This window comes from Sphingobacterium sp. SG20118 (assembly GCF_044740685.1).
Lineage (GTDB): Bacteria > Bacteroidota > Bacteroidia > Sphingobacteriales > Sphingobacteriaceae > Sphingobacterium.
Genome location: NZ_CP172826.1, coordinates 2,461,421 through 2,481,677 on the forward strand (window position 1 = coordinate 2,461,421; position 20,257 = coordinate 2,481,677).

The following is a 20,257-nucleotide window of genomic DNA, read 5'->3' on the forward strand; positions in this document are numbered from 1 at the left end:
ATGGAAAAAGCAAAAGGAAATTTAAATCTCGCCGATGCTGCATCCATGTTAAAGGGCGGGAAAAATGGCAAATTGTTTATCCCCGGAAATCCCGAGATTAGTTTATTGCTTGAGCGCATCCATTTGCCATTTGATAATGAGAAACGGATGCCTCCTAAAGGAAAACCAGCCCTTACGGCAGAAGAGATGGCAATTTTAACCCTATGGGTAAAAGGAAATGCTGAAATCGATAAAAAAGTAATCGACCTCCCTCAGCAAGACTCCTTAAGGATATTAGCGACAGCATTCTTAGGGCCGGAGGCACCTATGGAAGAGAAATACAATTTTTCATCCGCTAATAGTGAGACTGTCAAAAAGCTCAATAACGATTATCGAGTCATAAGCAGTTTGGATAAAGCATCTCCAGCATTAGCAGTTAATATTTATAATAAAAGCATTTACAAACCCGAAGCGATCCAAGAATTGACCGCTATACAAAAGCAAATTGTCTTTCTTAATTTAAATGGATTACCTGTAAAGGATGAAGAATTAAAGACTATAGCGACATTTGAAAATTTAAGGAAGTTAAACCTCAACTTCACCTCTATTAAAGGTGAAGGGTTAAAACAGCTGACAGGTTTAAAATATTTAAATGCACTGTCGTTATCGGGTACCGCAGTAGATTTTAATTCCGTGAAGCAACTTCTAAAGATGAGCAATCTAAAGGAGTTGTCCTTATGGCGTACCAGCTTAAGTGATGCTGAGATAGGCCAATTACATAAAATGGGTACAGGAATCAACATTATCGTAGGTTTTAAAGACGATGGTAATAATCCTATAAAATTAAACCAACCTCGTTTAAACACGGCTATATCCATTTTTAAAAACACCTTGCCCATTCAGATCAAACACGCCATCAATGGGGTTGAAATCAGGTATACAACCGATGGTACAGAACCCGATAGTCTCCAATCCCCTTTATATAATCAAGGTATTGAAATCAAAGAATCAGGTACATTAAAAGCAAAAGCCTATAAAAAAGGGTGGTACGGAAGTGATGTCTTTGCATTTGACTTTTTACAAAGCAAGTATAAACCCGATAGTATCGCTTTTATTGTAGCACCCAGTGAGAAATATAAAGGGGATGGTCCCAAAACACTCATAGATGATCAATTGGGTACCCATGATATTCAAAATGGCAAATGGATCGGCTATAACGACAATATGGCTTTCATCATGTACTTTAAAAAGCCAATACCACTCCAGTCGGTATCGGTACATCTCATGAAAAAAGTACCGTCACATATATTGCTTCCAGAAGAACTTGAAATATGGGGCGGTACCAGTGATAAAAACCTGCGTTTACTTCAGGTCATAAAAAATCAAATGCCCGTAAAAGATGAAGCAGATGCCTTTATCAAGTTGGATGCAACATTTGCATCACAGCCCATCTCCTGTATCAAGATTTTAGGTAAAAATTTCAAAAAACTACCTGAGTGGCATACTGGCAAAGGACAACCAGCATGGATATTTATGGATGAAATACTCTTGAATTAACACTATACACTAATATTATGAAGCAAATTCAAACCACTAAATTATTCTGGGCAAGCTGTCTTGCTCTATTAGTTACCTCACTATCCTTTGGAATCCGTGCAGGTATGATGAATCAACTCGGACTTGATTTCCAACTGAGTGCCACACAATTGGGCACCATTACTGCAACAGCATTTTGGGGGTTCCCACTAGCAATTGTAATAGGCGGGTTTATTGTTGATATTATCGGTATGAAACGTCTACTCGTGATGGCTTTCCTGTTTCATCTCATCGGAATCTTATTGACCATCTTTGCACAAGGGTATTGGACCTTATTTTTCTCCACACTACTCATAGGTATTGCCAATGGAACAGTTGAGGCTGCCTGCAATCCATTAGTAGCGGCGTTATATCCTCAAGAAAAAACTACCCGACTTAATTATTTTCATTTATGGTTTCCCGGAGGCGTTGTCATTGGAACGTTGTTGGTCACCTTATTTGTTTACCTCGGTATCGGCTGGAAGTTTCAAGTGGCTATGATGATGATCCCAACAGTTATTTATGGCTACCTATTTTCAAAATTAGATTTTCCCGTTACCGAACGTGTCTCCTCGGGATATTCAACAGCAGACATGTACAAAGCAGTAGGTTCACCCCTATTTTTGTTCCTATTCATTTGTATGTTTATGACCGCTATCACCGAATTGTTTACCGGTCAATGGATCAGTTTGCTACTTAAAAATGTAACTGACAACGCTATTTTACTCCTAACCATTACGACTGGAGTTATGGTTGTAGGACGTGCATTTGCCAAACCTATTGTAGAAAAATTAGCACCACAAGGTGTTTTACTTTTCTCAGCTGTCTTTGCTGCTATAGGCCTTTACATGCTCGCTACATTGACGGGTAACGCTGTGTTTTTTGCGGCCTTAATATTTGGTGTAGGTGTCTGCTATTTCTGGCCAACCATGATTGGGTTTGTTGCTGAAAACATACCCCAGTCAGGAGCCTTAGGTCTAAACCTCATTGGTGGGGCGGGTATGTTTGCCGTATCTATCTATACCATGATTATGGGGAGTTATTATGATGGGTTAATCATAAAACATTTGCCCGAAGGTTCTGATATCAACTTATACAGTTCGGCTGCTGATGGCACCACAGAAGGGTTGGCTTATGCAGCAGCCAAAAACCTGGCAGGTCCAGAAGTACTGCAGATTACCCTCATTCTCCCAGTCATACTCATCTTTGCATTTGGAGGCTTGTATCTGTATATGAAGAAAAGGAAACAAAACATGGTTTTAACGGTACAGTAAATTAAAAGCGATTATATAGAAACAAAAGCTGCATGTAGTACATGCAGCTTTTGTTTTTTCATCACTTTAACGACAAAATATAGCTCACCATTCTTTCAGCATCTGTATCCGTCAATTTCGGATGAGCCAACATCACTGCATTGCCCCATGCTCCAGTCCCACCCAATACAACTTTTTGAGCCAGTATCTGAATATAGATCGTATTTATAGGATATCTTGCAGCAATATCACGAAAGGCCGGACCAAATGATCTTTTATCTTCTTTATGGCAGGTTGAGCAATCCGAATAGGCAATCAGCACTTTTCCACTTTCAATTACTGCTAAAGGAATGGAATCATTTTTCCCCGGAATGGGTTTGATGTAATCCTTTATGCGATCTACCTGATTAACAATAGCCTCTTCATTACCTCTGGATGAATGGCAGCCTATCATAAGGATCAGCATACAAAAAACCCACCAAAACGTTCGGATATGATGACATGGTATGAACTTATTCCTTAACAATTTCATTTTAACACAGCCCTTAATGGAATCTCCTTCCTGATTTATACTTTTTTTAAACAAGTGACGATTCAAGATCCGTACTTCTGCTCTATGAATATAACTTATTTCAACCAAATAAAGCTAATAATAGCGCTACTAGAACCAAGAAAACTTTCATACACAGTCGCGTTATAGCCTATCAGGTTGCATCCGATGACGTATACGAAGATGAGCGCCCTAATGAAGACTAGATCAAATAACGAAGCAGCTGACTATTGGCTTGATTGTAAGCCTAAATTCATATTTTGACCATGAGAGGACTAGGATTCTTCCTATATCTAAAAATTTATATAAATTACACCAAAAGATAGTTCCGCGTATTAATTTATAAATCTGGAATATTTTTTAATGATACAACATATAGTGCATGAAATTTTTATTAAAGAGCTTTTTTACTCTATTTTTATTACTTTTTAGTTTCATTACCAAATCATTAGCTGGCGATATTCAATATCTGGCAAGCCCTTGGGTTCAACAATATAGTAAATCAACATATCAAGCTGGAAATCAAAACTGGGGATTAAGTGTCGATCAAGAGGGATTGATATATGCTGCAAATTCTGAAGGTCTATTAGTATACGATGGTGCCTATTGGAATCTACATCCACACCCCAATAAAGGAATCGTTAGAGTCGTACAAGTACATTCCGATGGGAAAATCTATACAGGCGGTCAGTCGGAGTTTGGTTACTGGGAAAAAAATGACAAAGGACGATTGGCATATCATTCCATAAGCAGCCAACTACTGAAAAATCTGAATGATGAAATATGGAAAATTATCATCCAAGATAATCGGATTATCTTTCAATCTTTCTCCACCATCTATATTTATGAAAATAAAAAAATAAGAACTATTACTGGAGATGGAGAACCCTTTCTCTTTGCATTTCAGACGAATAAAAGAATTTTTATAGAGAAAATACCTAGTGGTCTTCATGAATTAAAAAATAACACATTAATCCCTGTTGCGGGGAAAGACCGGATCAAAGGATCCAATATACTCAGCATCCTCCCTTTCGATACGAGTTCATTTTTAATCGGAACAGCTAAATCTGGATTGTTCTTAATGGATAAAAATGGGAATATAGCACCATGGGAAAATGCAATAAATGAGGAACTTAAAAATGCACAAATCAACAATGGTATAAAACTACTTGGGCAATATTACGTATACGGCACAATCTTAAATGGGGTCTATATCTTAGATCAGTCTGGGCATCTCGTCCAGCACATCAATAAAAGTGTTGGTTTACAGAATAATACGGTACTGAGTTTGAGTATAGACAAACAATCGAATATCTGGACAGGCTTGGATAACGGCATAGACCGTATTGCTATTAACGCTGATCTATACTATTATTCCGATAAATCGGGCAAACTTGGCACCATCTATTCCGCAAAAATATATCAAGGCTTCCTGTATCTGGGTACTAATCAAGGGCTATTTTATACGCCCTGGAACCAGCATAAGAAATATCAACCGATAGATTTTAAGATGATTGCGGGATCTCAAGGTCAAGTATGGAATTTAGAGGTCATCAACGAAGTTCTGGTGTGTGGACATAATACAGGTACATTTCAAGTAAAAGGCACGCAAATGTCTTTATTGTCACCCCAAACAGGTGGATGGGTCATAAAACAACTCTCACCACATTTCCCTACCGTATTACAAGGCAACTATACCGGAATATCCCTATTCCATAGTATGCCCAATGCATTACAATTTAGTACACAATATCCAAACTTTAAATCTGGAGTACAGTTATTAGAAACACAAAGTAAAAACAACGTATGGGCTGCTGGTTATAATGAACTGAATCTGATTACATTTTCAGATAATTTTGACGCTATTAAACAGATTAAACCCTATGCACAGCAGAAAGGGTTGCCTAGATCTGCTAATATCGGTGTTTTCAAATTAGCTGATATCAATGTCTTTACAACGGATAGTGGTTTATATCTATACGATGAACTGGCGGATAAGTTCACACCTTACGACCACTTGAATAAGAAACTGGGAACATTTGCCAAAGCCAATAAAATTACCGCTGCTGGAAACAATAGTTATTGGTTTATTAATCAAACCCGTATTGCTTTAGTCGATTTACAGCCAGGTGGACAGATTCAGATTGATTCCATCAAATTAGCTCCACTAGAAGGTAATATGATGAAATACTATGAAAATATAACCGCCCTCAATCCCAAACAGTACCTCATCAGTATTGATAATGGTTTCTCTTTGTTAAATTTAAATCGTGACAATTTTCAACCTAATGAAGTACCTATTCCACTAATTCGAAACATAAGAACACTATCCGGTACTGATAGTATTTATTTTAACAGTGTTAAAGAATTAGTAGAAATAAAACACAAAAACAACAGCATAAGAGTATCTTATGCACTTCCATATTACACAGAAAGTGCTATTCAATATCAATATAAATTAAATGGTGTCCAAGATGAATGGTCCGATTGGACCAAACTACCCTACAAGGAGTTTACAAATCTGGCAGTAGGTAATTATAGCTTTGTGATCCGCGCGAAGCTTCCCAACGGTTATATTACCAAAGAAAATAAGATTGAGATTGAAATACTGCCGCCCTGGTATAGAAACATGGTATGCCTATCTGGCCTATCTTATCGGTTTAGTCTTTATGACTAAATCTATTCGCATATGGTATAAGAAAAAACTAGTTAAACATGAACAAAAATTGCGAGAAGACTATCTAGTAAAGCAAGATGAACTTTTAAAACAAGAAGCAGTTCGCGCACAACAGCACTTGATTGAGGTTAAAAACAAACAATTGGAGCAAGAACTCTACAATAAGAATAAGGAGTTGACCAATGCAACGATGAACATTGTGCATAAAAATGAATTGTTAAACTCACTAAATCATGAGCTCTCACAGTTGAAGGATGAGAATGGTAACAAATTAAAAGCGGAACAGCTCCAGAAAGTGGCTAAGATTCTTAAAAATGCATACGAGGACAATATGGATTGGCATCTTTTTGAACAGAGCTTTAATGAAACACATGAAAACTTCTTTAAAAAATTGAAGCTACAATTTCCAGAATTAATGCCCAACGATTTAAAACTATGTGCCTACCTCAGATTAAACATGAGCAGTAAAGAAATCGCAAGTTTATTAAACATTACAACCCGCGGAGTGGAAATAAGAAGGTACAGATTACGTAAAAAATTGAGCCTACCTACTGAACAAAATTTAAGCGACTTTTTAATGAATATCAACTAAAGGAATGCCCTGATATCGGAGTATCTCAACTACGACATCAGGGCATTTACCTGTTTCAATACCTTAAAACACTACATCATTACCTCTCATACGATATAGTGTATATTAAACACTTAGTGTAAAATAAAGTAACGCAACACTTACCTTAACAATCTGATTACCTACTACATATTTGGCTTTATTCAACAAATACAAGTTATTGCAAGCGCTGATGTATTAATGTATAAGTGTTAAATTATACATTCCGAATACTACATCACATCTTTGTTGTAATGAAATTTAACATAAACGTTAAATTCTGTTAACAAACATTCAGAACAATTAGAATTAAATAATTAAAAGTCACTAAAAAATTCACCTATGAGGAAGTTATTTACATTACTATTACTCCCTGCATTTTGTCACATTAATGTGTCGGTATATGCGCAAAGCGGTAAAGTGATTACTGGAAAAATTACAGATAAATCATCAAATGCTGTTCTTTCAGGAGTGACCATTGCGGTTAAAGGGACGAGCGTTGCAACGCAGTCAGACGCCAATGGAGAATTTAAAATTACAGCCGACCCAAATCAAGTATTAGTATTCCGTTATATTGGTTACGACGGAAAAGAAGTCATCATTGGCCAACAAAATAATGTACTTATTAATTTAGCTGAACAAAACACAGCTTTAGATGAGATTGTAGTTATTGGTTACGGTACCGCTAAGAAAGTGGATTTAACAGGGTCAATTGCACGCGTAACTGCAAGTGACATTGTTAAACAACCGGCATTAAATGCTGTACAATCCGTTCAGGGAAAAGTTGCTGGAGTCAATATCATTGCCAACGAAGCCCCAGGCTCTGCTCCTACAGTTGTTATTCGTGGTGTCGGAACAGCATTAGCTGGTCGGGAGCCTTTATATATTGTCGATGGATTTCCAGTCGATAATATTACCAATATCAATTCTGCAGATATCGTATCCATTGATATCTTAAAAGATGCATCTTCGGCCTCTATCTACGGTCTGCGTGCTGCAAATGGTGTTATATTGGTCACCACAAAAAAAGGTAAGGCAGGTCGTGCTCAAATTACATATGATGGATATGTGGGTGCTAAAGGCATCCTAAATCGTGTGAAAATGGCAAATGCCAATGAGTATGTGACACATTTTAATGAAAACTTAAAAGGCATAGGTACAACATCTGGGTTTTTAGCAACTGATCAAGCTAACAATACGGATTGGTACGATGAATTGATACAGACTGGTATGGTGACGAATAATGTCGTTAGCTTATCTGGAGGTTCAGATGTAGTGGACTATTTCTTTAGTTATAACAACTTTACAGAAAAAGGAATTACGGAAGGCTCGCAATATGTTCGAAACACAATCCGTAATAACAATACCTACAAATTTTTTGATAATAAATTAAAGATCAGCCAGACACTTAACATCTCATTTGCTAATGACCGTAATAAGCCACTTAGTGCATTTGATGCAGCCTATCGTCAATCGCCATTAGTACCTGTACAGTATGCTAATGGTCGCTACGGAAGACCTATTTATAATAAAACCACGGGTGAAGCGACCTATGTCCTTGGTGCAGGAGAAGTTGGAGGAAAGTTGAATGATACAGGAAACCCTGTCTATGAAAACATGATGCAACAGCAATATAACAAGAATCTGAGTATTCAAGGAGGGTTGCAAGCGGATTATCAAATCACCAGCGATTTAAAATTTACTTCTCGTCTTGGTGTTACACAGTACTTTTCACAAAACAGAGGCTTCAATAATATCAAAGATCGTTATTTAAATACGGACCCTCTCAATACGGCTTCGGAATTTGAGCAATTAAAGGCGCAAAACCCTACCTCATTGACTTATGCCAATAATAGTTTAAATATCGCTAAAACACAAACTTTCCGTTGGACATGGGAGAATTTCCTATCCTATCAAAAAAGTTTTGGAAAGCATAATCTAGATGCAACTTTAGGTAATTCAAGAGAGAAATCCGGCATTGGTAATATGTCTGATCTGACGGGATATGATGTACCTAATCAAGAGCAGTATTGGAATATCAATTTCGCTTCTTCACAATACACCAAACAAGTTAATCAAACGTATTATACGCCACGAGCATTGATTTCATATTTTGCACGTGCACAGTATAATTATGATTCCAAATACTATTTAACAGCGACAGTTCGTCGTGATGGCTCTAGTACATTTAAAGCTTCAGGAGACTACTATGGTGTTTTCCCATCCTTTGGAGCAGGTTGGACCGTGTCCAATGAGAGCTTCATGCAAGGTTCAGGCATTGACTTCTTAAAAGTACGTGCAAACTGGGGTCGATTGGGTAATCAAAACGTCCCGCTAAACATTTCTCAAATCTTATCATCTCCAGGCTCAGACAACTATAATTATGTGTTCGGACCAGGTCAAGACTTAGTTTTTGGATCATCGTATGGAAGTCCGGCTAGAAACCTCGGATGGGAAGTAACCGAAGAGTCTGGTATAGGTGTTGATTTCACCTTATTGAATAACCGATTAAGTGGTAATATTGATTATTATAATAAGACCAATACCAATGTTATTCTAGAAGTAACACCCTTACTTAACTCAGCATTCTCACAAAGGTATTTTGACCATGGTGGAAAAGTATCTAATAAAGGAATTGAGCTTGGGTTAAACTGGACGGATCAGATCAATGAAAACCTATCTTATAGTATCGGCGGTAACTATTCTTACAATAAAAACATCTTGAAAGATGTGGTACCAGCCTATGACGGAGCTATCGGTGGAAGTTTAAATAATGGTCAAATCACCAAGCAGTTAAAAGAAGATCAACCTATTTATGCATGGTATATGTATGAGGCCGTTGGCGTATGGCAAACAGATGCCGAAATTGCGGGAGGAGTTGCAACAACTGGAGCAAAACCGGGTTACTTAAGATATAAAGATCAAAATGAAGATGGCGTTATCGATGAAAATGACAAAATCTTCCATGGGTCATATTTACCATCTTCTACATTTGGTTTAAATCTGAGTGTCAACTATAAAAAATGGGATTTCACAGCGCAAGGCTATGGCGTTGCAGGCAACAAGATTTACAATGGTCTAAAAGGAACGCGTGTTGATGGTGGAGAGAACATCACTAAAGAAACTTTTGATAACCGTTGGACTGGAGCAGGAACTTCCAACACTCATCCAGGAGCAGCTCATGATGCGTTATCTTCGAGTTACTATTTAGAGTCGGGCGCATATTTTAGAATCAATAACCTAACATTAGGGTATACGATTCCAAAATTATATAACTCATCATCGAAAATTAGAATGTACTTGACAGCACAGAATCCGTTTATTTTCACAAAATATACCGGTTTCTCTCCTGAAATTACTGGTACTGGTTCTGGTAAACCTTCGGAAACCGCGGGAATCGAGCTTTCAGCGTACCCAACAACACGCAATTTTATTTTCGGCGTAAATGTTTCCTTCTAAACTTTAAAAATTAAAAATCATGAAATTTAACAAATTACATATCGCCTTAATTTTAACAGCAGGATTGAGCATGTCCGCCTGTAAGGATTCTGCATTTTTAGACGTCCCTTCACAAGAAATTGTGGAGGAAGGTGATAAAGATCAGGTATACACTCCTGAATCTTTTGTCAATGCCATCTACGGTATGTTTACCGACTGGAATTACGCCTTTTCTTATGTTGCCATTACCGATATGCTTTCGGATAACGCCGATAAAGGGTCTTCTCCTACCGATCCAGGGGGCGATAAGCAAGAGATTGATAATCTTGTCTACACGAGTTCTTCCGGTTCATTCGGAGCGTTATGGTCTCATTGGTATAAAGCTATTGGTCGTGCGACACAGTCTATTGAGTTGACAGAATCAACTGAAATTGAAGATGCCGCTTATAAAAGCAGACTTATCGGTGAAGCTAAGTTTTTACGTGCGTTAAACTACTTCTATCTCGTACGCGGTTGGGGAGATGTTCCCATTCAAGAGCAAGATTTGATCATCCGTGCACCCAAGGCAGAGGTTTATGCTTATATCATCAAAGATTTAAAAGAGGCTATCGAAGCACTTCCAATAAAATCGGCCTATGCACCTAAAGATTTAGGGCGCGCAACAAAAGGTGCGGCACAAGCCCTATTGTCAAAAGTATATTTGTATAATGAGAATTGGACAGAGGCTTATAATTCAGCCAAAGAAGTCATCAATTCTGGACAATATGGCTTAGAATCAAAATATGAAGTACTGTGGCGCGCAAGTTCGGAAAATGGAACAGAGTCTATCTTTGAATTCCAGGGACGTGGCGAAGCGATTGCACATGGCGTTCATCAGTATTCAGAAGTTCAAGGAGCGCGTGGCATAACTGGCTGGGGATGGGGTTTCAATACACCATCGGAAAATCTATTAAATGCTTTTAACGCAGAGAAGGATGACATCCGTCGCGATGCAACCATTATTTTCCGAGGCGAAACCTTATATGACGGTCGATTAGTTGGAACAGGTGTTGAAAACCCAATGTACAACGAGAAAGCTTACTCATCAGCAAATGCAGGTGCTGGTGATGGTGATAAAAATGTGCGCTATTTACGTTTAGGAGAAGTATACCTCATCTTAGCAGAGGCTGCCAATGAAATGGGCAACACAGCAGAAGCTACATCAGCACTCAATACCATTCGTAACCGCGTTAAATTGCCCAATACAACAGCTTCAACTCAAGCTGATTTACGCAAAGCAATTTGGAAAGAACGTCGTCTGGAATTGGCTTTTGAGCATGACCGTTGGTTTGATCTAGTACGTACTAAACAAGCTCCCGAAGCCATGAAAGTAGATGGAAAAACATTTACTGAAAAGCATTACTTGTTCCCAATACCTTACGAACAATTAACGCAAACTCCTGATATGGTGAAAAACCCAGGGTATTAATCCAGCATTTAAATAATACATGAAAGAACTTAGGTTTAGCACTGCTAAGTCTAAGTTCTTTGATTTTTTCGCATTACTTATCTACTATGAAATTAAAATTTAATCACAAGCTGATCTTAGGCTTATTGTTAGTTGGTGCTTTCGCTACAGCATGTAAATCATCTCAAACCATGCTAAAATCAAGCATTACGGATGATTCTTTAATGACTTTGGTCCAAAAGCAGACTTTTAACTATTTCTGGGAAGGTGCCGAACCTAATTCTGGAATGGCAAGAGAAAGAATTCACATAGACGGTGTATATCCCCTTAATGATTATAATGTGGTCACTGTTGGAGGTTCTGGTTTTGGTATCATGGCCACGATAGTTGCTGCGGAACGCGGTTTTATAACAGCAGATGAGGCAACGCAACGATTTGACCGTATTGTAGATTTTCTAGCAAAGGCAGATCGCTACCATGGTGCTTGGTCGCATTGGATCGATGGTCCTACCGGTAAATCCAAAGTTTTTGGAGATCAAGATGATGCTGCAGATATCGTAGAAACCGCTTTTATGGCCCAAGCATTAATCTGTCTACGCGAATATTATCAAAACGGAAACGATCAACAAAAGCAAGTTGCTAAAAAAGCAGATGCTTTATGGAAAGGTATTGATTGGGATTTCTTTAGAAATGGACAAGATGTGTTATACTGGCACTGGAGTCCTACTCATGGTTGGGGTATGAAACCATGCTATCCAAGGATATGACGAATGTTTAATCAGTTATGTCCTAGCGGCAAGTTCACCGACGCATCCTATCCCCGCTTCCACTTACCATGAAGGTTGGGCACGAAGCGGAGCTATCGTTACTTCGGCTGAGAAATTCGGAATTCCACTTGTTTTAAAACATAATGCGCCAGAAAATGGTGTTGGTCCGTTATTTTGGTCGCATTACTCCTATTTAGGGTTAAATCCAAAGGGCCTTCAGGATCAGTATGCCGATTATTGGAAGTTAAATGTCAATCATACTCGAATTAATATTGAACACGCTAAATTAAACCCACTTAAGTATACGGGTTACGGTGAAAATTCTTGGGGTTTTACAGCGAGTTACTCTGTAGATGGCTATAATGCCCATCATCCGGACAATGATCAAGGTGTTGTTTCTCCAACAGCAGCACTATCTTCTATGCCCTATACCCCAAAAGAAAGTATCAAGGCCATGCGTTATTTCTATGAGAAAAAAGGAACTGAGCTATTTGGTAAATATGGGTTTTACGATGCTTTTTCAGAAACAGCAAACTGGTATCCGCAACGCTATTTAGCCATTGATCAAGGTCCCATTGTTGTCATGATTGAAAATTATAGAACAGGGTTAATTTGGAACTTGTTTATGCAGGCACCAGAAATTAAAGCAGGACTGAAAACCTTAGGTTTTAAAAGTCCAAATCAATAAGCATTTTATTCACATACATAATACCTATTAGAACATGAAACATTGGACTTCCCTATTCGTCGCTGTTGCATTGGTTCCGACTCTGGCTTTTACACAGCCCGTTAACAAACAAGATCCTAAAATGGATAAGTTTGTTTCGGCACTAATGAAAAAAATGACGGTTGACGAAAAAATTGGCCAGTTAAACTTAGTTACTGCAGGTGAGGTAACCACAGGTGCCACCGCTAGTACCGGAGTTGAAGCGAAAATTGCTGCTGGACAGATTGGAGGAATCTTCTCGATGACCACACCTCAAAAAATTCGTGCTGCTCAAGAACTTGCTGTCAATAATACGAGACTTAAAATTCCGATGCTATTCGGACTCGACGTCATCCATGGCTATAAAACAACCTTCCCCATTCCATTGGGGCTTTCTGCAACGTGGGATATTCCCTTAATTGAAAAGACAGCTCGCATCGCTGCACAAGAAGCCACTGCAGATGGGATCAACTGGACCTTCTCGCCTATGGTCGACATCTCTCGAGATGCGCGCTGGGGAAGAATTTCTGAAGGTTCGGGAGAAGACCCTTATTTAGGATCACAGATAGCACGTGCTATGGTTAAAGGATATCAGGGTGATGATCTGACAGCAATCAATACGATGATGGCTTGTGTGAAACACTGGGCACTATATGGTGCTGCAGAATCTGGAAAAGATTACAACACGACGGATATGAGTTTACACCGTATGTATAATGAATACTTCCCTCCTTATAAAGCTGCTATCGAAGCTGGAGCAGGCACCGTAATGACTTCGTTCAATGATATCAACGGTATTCCAGCAACTGCTAACAAATGGTTAGTGACAGATGTCCTTCGTAAAGAATGGGGTTTTAATGGTATGGTTGTAACGGATTATACCGGAATTGCAGAACTGATCGATCATGGATTAGGAGATTTACAACAAGTTTCGGCACTTTCATTAAAAGCAGGTGTCGATATGGATATGATCTCTGAAGGATTTTTAAACACGTTAAAGAAATCATTAAAAGAAGGAAAAGTATCTCAAGCTGATATCGATCGTGCATGTCGCTTAATCTTGGAAGCAAAGTATAAATTAGGTCTATTTGAAGATCCATACCGCTACATCAGTGAGGACCGCGCTAAAACCGAGTTGTTGACGCCTGCAAATCTTGTAGTCGCTCGCGAAGCAGCAACAAAGTCTTTCGTTTTATTGAAAAACGAAAATCAACTTCTTCCTTTACAGAAAAAGGGAACAGTTGCTGTCATCGGTCCACTAGCTAATACACGCGCCAATATGGTGGGTACATGGTCTGTAAGTTCGGATTTGATCAATACCCCTTCTCTTGTGGAAGGTATGCAATCTGTTTTGGGCAATCAAGTCAAGATCGTCACACATTTAGGTTCTAACTTATTGGAAGATGCCGTATACCAAGAACATGCCACCATGTTTGGACGTACGATCCCCAGAGACAACAGACCTGAATCTGAAATAATAACCGAAGCTTTACAAACAGCTGATCAGGCAGATGTTATCATTGCCGCATTAGGTGAATCTTCAGAGATGTCTGGAGAGAGCTCCAGTCGGACAGAAATCGGGATACCTGCTATCCAACAACGTCTATTAGCAGCATTGCTAAAAACAGGAAAACCAGTTGTTTTGGTTTTATTTGCGGGTAGACCAATGACATTAACTTGGGAAGACGAACATGTTCCTGCCATCTTAAATGCCTGGTTTGGAGGTTCTGAAACAGGTGCAGCAGTAGCTGAAGTATTATTCGGAGACGTCAATCCTTCAGGTAAATTAACGGCTACTTTCCCTAGAAATGTAGGGCAATTACCCATCTATTATGGGCATAAAAGCACCGGTAGGCCTTTAGCTGAAGGTGGAACTTTCCAAAAGTTTAGATCCAACTATATCGACGTTATCAATAGCCCACTTTATCCATTTGGATATGGTTTGAGTTATACCACTTTCGATTACGCAGATTTAACATTAGACAAAGCTTCAATGAAACCAGGACAGGCTATCACAGCAACGGTAAAATTGAGCAATATTGGAAAATATGACGGTGAAGAGGTTGTTCAACTCTATCTGAAAGATTTAGTTGGTTCGATCACGCGCCCCGTTAAAGAATTAAAAGGCTTTCAAAAAGTATTTTTAAAAGCTGGAGAATCCAAAGTTGTAACCTTTACCGTTACTGAGGAAGATTTGAAATTCTATAATAATGATTTGAAATTCGTTGCTGAACCAGGAGACTTCACCGTATTCATTGGTAAAAACTCGCAAGAGCTTTTAGAAGCTAACTTCGAATTGAAATAATAATTTTCATTTATTAATGAAGGAGCTATATTTTGCGAGATAGCTCCTTTTTTTATATAAAAATGCTGCGCGTCCTTAAGAGATATCTTTTATTTCGATTTGATATATCCCAGAACCTATACGAAGCTTAAGATAACCTTCCTCTTCTTTTATATCCTGGACAAAGTAGCTTTTGGACAACAATGTTCCATTGATGTAAATTTGATCTGCAGGAGCTTTAACATAAAAATAGGCTGTTGTATTGACCGGAACCTCAAGCGTATGGAGTTTAACCGGTCCCGAATAATCCCATTCAGATCTGATTTTACCTGCAATGGAATGATATGCTCCCTTTACTTGCCTAATGGCCAAATCTCCCGTTGGGATTTCGGGCTTAATCACAAACGTACTGTAACCTCTTTCCAATGCGCTGATACCGACCATATGCTCAAACATCCACTCATTCACAGAGCCAAAAGCATAATGGCTGAAAGAGTTCATGGCAGCGTTATGAACGAAGCCCTCATCCTGCGTGTAACTATCCCAGCGCTCCCATATTGAGGTTGCACCGTTGACCACCTCATAGCCCAAAGACGGGTATTCTGTACTTAACAATAGTTTATATGCTTTATCTACCGATCCAGTAGCGGAAAGTGCTGGCAATAAGGGTTTAAATCCTAAAAAACCTGTTGTTAGTTTATCACCATTATTGGCGACAAGCTGCCTTAAATGATTTCCAGCAATTCTGAGGTCCTCACCTTCAAATATGCCCGAATAGATTGCGTTGGCATATGCTGTTTGCGTATGTCCATAAAATCCATTTCCCCCTTCTACATACCCCTGTCCGTCACCATAAGCCGCATTATTCGTCTTCAATTTATTATCGCTCCCTAAATAATGTTTTTTAAATCCTGCCCGTATAACCGACGCCTCCTGCTCAAATGAAGTGGACAGTTCCTTTTCACCGATAGCCTCACACATATCCGTCATTAATCTCGCGCAATAAAAATAATATATACTCGCTACCAAATCCGGACTAGTCTTATCACCAATAGATAACCAATCGCCAAATCCACCTTTCGGATCAACATCATCAAATGCACCTTCCTTGAGCACATTATCCTGAGCTCTGCGCTTCAAGAAAGACATGAATTTCATCATATACGGCAACGATTCTTTCACAATATCACGGTCATCATACGCTTTAAAAATCTCATATGTACAGATTATACCTGCCTCAGACCAACCAGGAGAAAAACTATCTGTAGCCCGAATAGCCGCCAGCCCCGCTGCATTGACCGGCATGGGTGCATAGATAGGAAAAGCGCCATTAGACCACTGCGCATCGTTCAGATCCCGTATCCATTTTTTATGGAATGAAGCGACATCAGCATTATAGATTGCCGAACGCATGTAAACCTGTGCATCTCCCGTCCACCCCAATCGTTCGTCTCTTTGGGGACAATCCGTAGGAATATCCAAATAGTTGGCGCGCTGTGTCCATACGATATTGCTATACAATTGATTGAGCATGCTATTGTCTGATGTAAAGCTCCCCACTTGTGCTAAATCAGAACTTAAGGCCAAACCAGTCAAGAAATCTAAATCTGGGTCTTGTTTTAAACCAGATACTTCAACAAATTGAAAACCGTGAAAAGTAAAACTGGGACTCCAGCGCTCCTCTGTTGCTTCACCCTTAAAAACATACGTATCCGTAGCCCTTGCTTTTCTTAGATTTTCGATCATTAAAGTACCATCCGGGTGCAACATTTCACCATAGCGTAACACCACACTGTCCCCCACATTTCCTTTTAATTTAAGTCGAACAATACCTGCAAAATTTTGACCAAAGTCTACGATATATTTGTCCTTAGCAATTTTTTTAATGGATTTTACAGCCAATTCCTCAACAACCCGAACGGGTTGACCTGGATACAGCTGTAAGGCCTGCCCATCCTTATCAGCCACTTCCTGTACCTCGCTCCACTGCTTATCATCAAATCCAACTTTATTCCAATTAGCAGGCTCTTTTCGCGCATCATACGTTTCTCCTTGTAGCATATCCGCTTCCAATACGGCACCAGTATCAATCTTCCAGCTCCGATTTGTAGCAAAAACTTCTTTTGACCCATCTTCATAGCGTACATCGACCTGTGCCTTCAGCAATGGAAAATCACCATAGAAGCGGTTTACCTCTGGCGAGCCTACAAGTAGCGCATAACCCAAATATCCGGCATACCAACCATTGGCAAGTGTTGCTCCGAAAGCATTCTGTCCCTTCTTTACTTTATCGGTTACATCATAGACGTTGTAATACACACGTTTATCATAATCCGTCCAACCTGAAGCAAAATAATCACTCCCCACTTTTTCACCATTGATATAAAAATTATGCAAACCAAGCGAACTGATATACAACCGCGCCGATTTCACTTTTTTAGTTACACTTACTTGTTTTCTTAAATAAGGTGATGGCGGCAAATGATAGGCACCAACTTGAGCCAAATGATTTAAATCTGCACCTATCCATTTGGCTTTCCATTCTGCTCCTTGCAGCTTAGCCATCTCCCAGGTAGCTGCAGTACTCCATGCACCCTCCTTTCCATCAGCATCCCACACTTTCACTTTCCACCATACCTTTTTTTCAGAACTTAAGGTTTTACCAGCATAATGTACCTGATTCATCTGCTGTCCTTTTATTTCACCCGTATCCCAGAGGTCACCCTTATTTTTATTTAAATTTTCCAAAGAACTGGCCACTAAAATCCGATAAGCCGATTGGTATTGACTAAATTCTTTTGATTGCAGTTCCCAACTTAAACGCGGACTCAGTTCATCAATAAAAGGATCTACTTTATATTCAGTTCGCAGGTAAGTGGGCGTAATTTCTGCATATACAGAAGTTACCAAACAAAGTAGCAGACACTTCGTAACGAACAATAACTTGATGCTAAATTTTGAATTCATATGCGATTACATGTTGATTTGAATATTTCCTATTGCCAAATGAAAGGCGGTTGATTTTCTTAAATTGATGAAGTACTTCATTGTATAATCTTAACTTCTTTAGGTGCTTTAATGACCGATTTTACACGACCATTTTCCATTACATGCTTCACGTGTATCAGCCCATATGGTGTCGGGAAAGTTCCCTCCGCCCAAGTCAGATCACCGAGATGAGGTTTTACCGTATAGACCTTTCCCCCTGGTTCATCCACCTGAATCCCGAGTATATGTGAAGACATCCAAGCCGTTGGACCTGAAGCCCATCCATGTGCTAGACTGTGACGTAGACCAAGGTAGCAATAAGCGCCAAAATCAGCATGTATATCTGTTTTCCCCTCAGGTACCAATTCGTCTATGCGCGCAGCATTGGGCAGCCAATCCATATTAAAATCTTCCCAAAATGTAGTCGCTCCCAAATCTAGCATCGCACCCCAATAAGTCGAAATGATGTCCATTGCCTCTTGGTATTTACCCGCTTTCGCCATCGCTTCAAGCATGTAATAACCATAGAAGGTTGAGAAATTCTTGGCGCCACCCACTGCGAGTACATCTGTATACGCAGTGTTTGCATCCATCAATCCCACTAATGATAGCAATGCAGCCGCTTGTTTCGAATTGTTATGAGCCGGAACTTTTTTCCGCATTTCAGCAACAGTTTCATCACATAATTTTTTTGAGCTGCGGTCATTTAAAACTTCAAAAAGAAAAGAAGCGTTTTCCAGTGATTTAATGGTTAGTGCCTGAAGACCTGCGTGGACAGCAATACTATCTTCACTTGATGGCCAATCTAAAAATCGAGCACCATCCATCTTTTCTGTACCATCGACAACCTTTCCAATGATCTGCTTGACCAATCCTTGTAAATAATCTTGTTGCTCTGCTAGATAGGCTTTATTCCCATGATTCATATACCAATCATAATGTAAGATGATCCACCACATCGAGTAACTACTGTGTCCAGACATCCAACTTGGCAGCGGAGTCGATTCTTTCGCCAGATCTAGACTCTTAGGTACAACATCGTTAAAGCCAAATACGGCATTTACGGTTGCCACTTCAGGATGAAGATCTCCGACCCAAACCAGGCGGTCTCTTTTTATCCCATCCCATAAATAATCTTGCATATTGACGTGTACGGTATAAGCCCCCACCTCCCATATTTTATTAAGTCTTTCATCACTACTTTTAAAACTCCCTAAATATGGGACATCGCGATAAGTAGCTACAGCTCGTACCTCTCTTAAATGTAATTCAGCATGAGGTTCTAGAAAATCAATACGGACAAATCTGAATCCAGACTCCCCAGAACGGTTACGACCTAGCCAAGGCACTTGCATTGTAAAATCACGTAAGGCATGGTCATTCGTCGCACCCTTGACGCCAATTTCCGACATCGCTTCACTTACAGATTCACCAAATCGAATGCGTACACTTTTTGGTAGATTATTACCTCCCCACATGCCCGTAATGATATCAAGTGAAGCGTTCATTTCCTTACCAAAGTCTAACAATACACTACTTTTACTATGATCTTGATCATTTTTCAAAATAACGGTATGTGGATTATGAAGATTTGCTTGGCCATTACCTTTTCGGAGTAAGTATTCGTCGTGCATCACGTTCCCCTCCTTCCATACGATACGCTCAGGATAGACAAAGGCAGTCGTTAACGGACTGATTTGATCATGCTGGTCGCTTAATTTGGTTTGTGCATGAATTTCAGGAAAACAGGTTATTAAAAATAACAGGCAAATAATCACTGGACTAGGTTTCATAATGGTATAGTTCTAAATGATAAATATATAAATAAATCAAGCGATACTATCCTGCGCTGTCATGAAAAAAGGTGGGATTCAGTGTCTGGGAGACAATTTGAAGTCGTCGATGGACTAACAAAAAAACCGTTACAGGCGATGGCCTATAACGGTTCATTTTTTCTAAAAGGCAGGTATTAAGTAAGATAAT

Annotated in this window: 12 protein-coding genes; 9 read left to right on the forward strand and 3 right to left on the reverse strand. The window is 39.3% G+C overall.

The window, feature by feature from the left end; genetic code table 11:
• Both ACFX5U_RS11520 and ACFX5U_RS11525 read left to right on the forward strand, forming a co-directional pair.
• Entirely contained in the window at window positions 1-1,536 is a 1,536-nt protein-coding gene (locus ACFX5U_RS11520) for an FN3 associated domain-containing protein (protein WP_400263549.1), read from the forward strand.
• A gap of 17 nt (window positions 1,537-1,553) precedes the next feature.
• Entirely contained in the window at window positions 1,554-2,828 is a 1,275-nt protein-coding gene (locus tag ACFX5U_RS11525) for an MFS transporter (RefSeq protein ID WP_400263550.1), read from the forward strand.
• Between the two features lie 61 nt (window positions 2,829-2,889).
• On the opposite strand, the gene ACFX5U_RS11530 is transcribed toward ACFX5U_RS11525, so the two are convergent.
• The gene (locus ACFX5U_RS11530; RefSeq protein WP_400263551.1) at window positions 2,890-3,261 is read right to left on the reverse strand and encodes a c-type cytochrome; all 372 of its coding nucleotides are present in this window, start codon (window positions 3,259-3,261) and stop codon (window positions 2,890-2,892) included.
• A 478-nt stretch (window positions 3,262-3,739) separates the two neighbouring features.
• Between ACFX5U_RS11530 and ACFX5U_RS11535 the strand changes: the two genes are divergently transcribed.
• The 7 genes from ACFX5U_RS11535 to bglX all read left to right on the forward strand — a co-directional run bounded on the left by ACFX5U_RS11535 (window position 3,740) and on the right by bglX (window position 15,307).
• A complete protein-coding gene (locus tag ACFX5U_RS11535; RefSeq protein ID WP_400263552.1) occupies window positions 3,740-6,034 on the forward strand; it encodes a triple tyrosine motif-containing protein in 2,295 nt (764 codons plus the stop codon).
• Window positions 6,027-6,626 carry a hypothetical protein gene (locus ACFX5U_RS11540; RefSeq protein WP_400263553.1) on the forward strand — a complete coding sequence of 200 codons (600 nt, stop codon included), beginning with the start codon at window positions 6,027-6,029 and terminating at the stop codon, window positions 6,624-6,626. Before ACFX5U_RS11535 ends, ACFX5U_RS11540 begins: the two co-directional genes overlap by 8 nt.
• 360 nt (window positions 6,627-6,986) lie before the next feature.
• Window positions 6,987-10,103: a SusC/RagA family TonB-linked outer membrane protein gene (locus tag ACFX5U_RS11545; protein WP_400263554.1), complete on the forward strand. Its 3,117-nt coding sequence runs from the start codon at window positions 6,987-6,989 to the stop codon at window positions 10,101-10,103.
• Window positions 10,104-10,122: 19 nt separating this feature from the next.
• On the forward strand, window positions 10,123-11,550 hold the full coding sequence (locus ACFX5U_RS11550) for a RagB/SusD family nutrient uptake outer membrane protein (protein WP_400263555.1): 1,428 nt from the start codon (window positions 10,123-10,125) through the stop codon (window positions 11,548-11,550).
• A gap of 86 nt (window positions 11,551-11,636) precedes the next feature.
• A complete protein-coding gene (locus tag ACFX5U_RS11555; protein ID WP_400263556.1) occupies window positions 11,637-12,296 on the forward strand; it encodes a DUF3131 domain-containing protein in 660 nt (219 codons plus the stop codon).
• A gap of 10 nt (window positions 12,297-12,306) precedes the next feature.
• A complete protein-coding gene (locus ACFX5U_RS11560; RefSeq protein WP_400263585.1) occupies window positions 12,307-12,984 on the forward strand; it encodes a glucoamylase family protein in 678 nt (225 codons plus the stop codon).
• Window positions 12,985-13,018: 34 nt separating this feature from the next.
• Complete coding sequence (gene bglX / locus ACFX5U_RS11565) at window positions 13,019-15,307, forward strand: beta-glucosidase BglX (protein ID WP_400263557.1); 2,289 nt, start codon at window positions 13,019-13,021, stop codon at window positions 15,305-15,307.
• Window positions 15,308-15,382: 75 nt separating this feature from the next.
• Here bglX and ACFX5U_RS11570 read toward each other — a convergent pair whose 3' ends face one another.
• On the reverse strand, window positions 15,383-18,253 hold the full coding sequence (locus ACFX5U_RS11570) for a family 78 glycoside hydrolase catalytic domain (protein ID WP_400263558.1): 2,871 nt from the start codon (window positions 18,251-18,253) through the stop codon (window positions 15,383-15,385).
• Between the two features lie 77 nt (window positions 18,254-18,330).
• On the reverse strand, window positions 18,331-20,067 hold the full coding sequence (locus ACFX5U_RS11575; protein WP_400260762.1) for an alpha-L-rhamnosidase C-terminal domain-containing protein: 1,737 nt from the start codon (window positions 20,065-20,067) through the stop codon (window positions 18,331-18,333).
• Window positions 20,068-20,257 lie beyond the last annotated feature (190 nt).

What these genes read in the sequence shown, in the direction of transcription:
- ACFX5U_RS11520 (WP_400263549.1), top strand. Translation starts at nt 1, where the DNA reads ATGGAAAAAGCAAAAGGAAATTTAAATCTCGCCGATGCTGCATCCATG.
- ACFX5U_RS11525 (WP_400263550.1), top strand. Translation starts at nt 1,554, where the DNA reads ATGAAGCAAATTCAAACCACTAAATTATTCTGGGCAAGCTGTCTTGCT.
- ACFX5U_RS11530 (WP_400263551.1), bottom strand. Translation starts at nt 3,261, where the DNA reads ATGATAGGCTGCCATTCATCCAGAGGTAATGAAGAGGCTATTGTTAAT.
- ACFX5U_RS11535 (WP_400263552.1), top strand. Translation starts at nt 3,740, where the DNA reads ATGAAATTTTTATTAAAGAGCTTTTTTACTCTATTTTTATTACTTTTT.
- ACFX5U_RS11540 (WP_400263553.1), top strand. Translation starts at nt 6,027, where the DNA reads ATGACTAAATCTATTCGCATATGGTATAAGAAAAAACTAGTTAAACAT.
- ACFX5U_RS11545 (WP_400263554.1), top strand. Translation starts at nt 6,987, where the DNA reads ATGAGGAAGTTATTTACATTACTATTACTCCCTGCATTTTGTCACATT.
- ACFX5U_RS11550 (WP_400263555.1), top strand. Translation starts at nt 10,123, where the DNA reads ATGAAATTTAACAAATTACATATCGCCTTAATTTTAACAGCAGGATTG.
- ACFX5U_RS11555 (WP_400263556.1), top strand. Translation starts at nt 11,637, where the DNA reads ATGAAATTAAAATTTAATCACAAGCTGATCTTAGGCTTATTGTTAGTT.
- bglX (WP_400263557.1), top strand. Translation starts at nt 13,019, where the DNA reads ATGAAACATTGGACTTCCCTATTCGTCGCTGTTGCATTGGTTCCGACT.
- ACFX5U_RS11570 (WP_400263558.1), bottom strand. Translation starts at nt 18,253, where the DNA reads ATGAATTCAAAATTTAGCATCAAGTTATTGTTCGTTACGAAGTGTCTG.
- ACFX5U_RS11575 (WP_400260762.1), bottom strand. Translation starts at nt 20,067, where the DNA reads ATGAAACCTAGTCCAGTGATTATTTGCCTGTTATTTTTAATAACCTGT.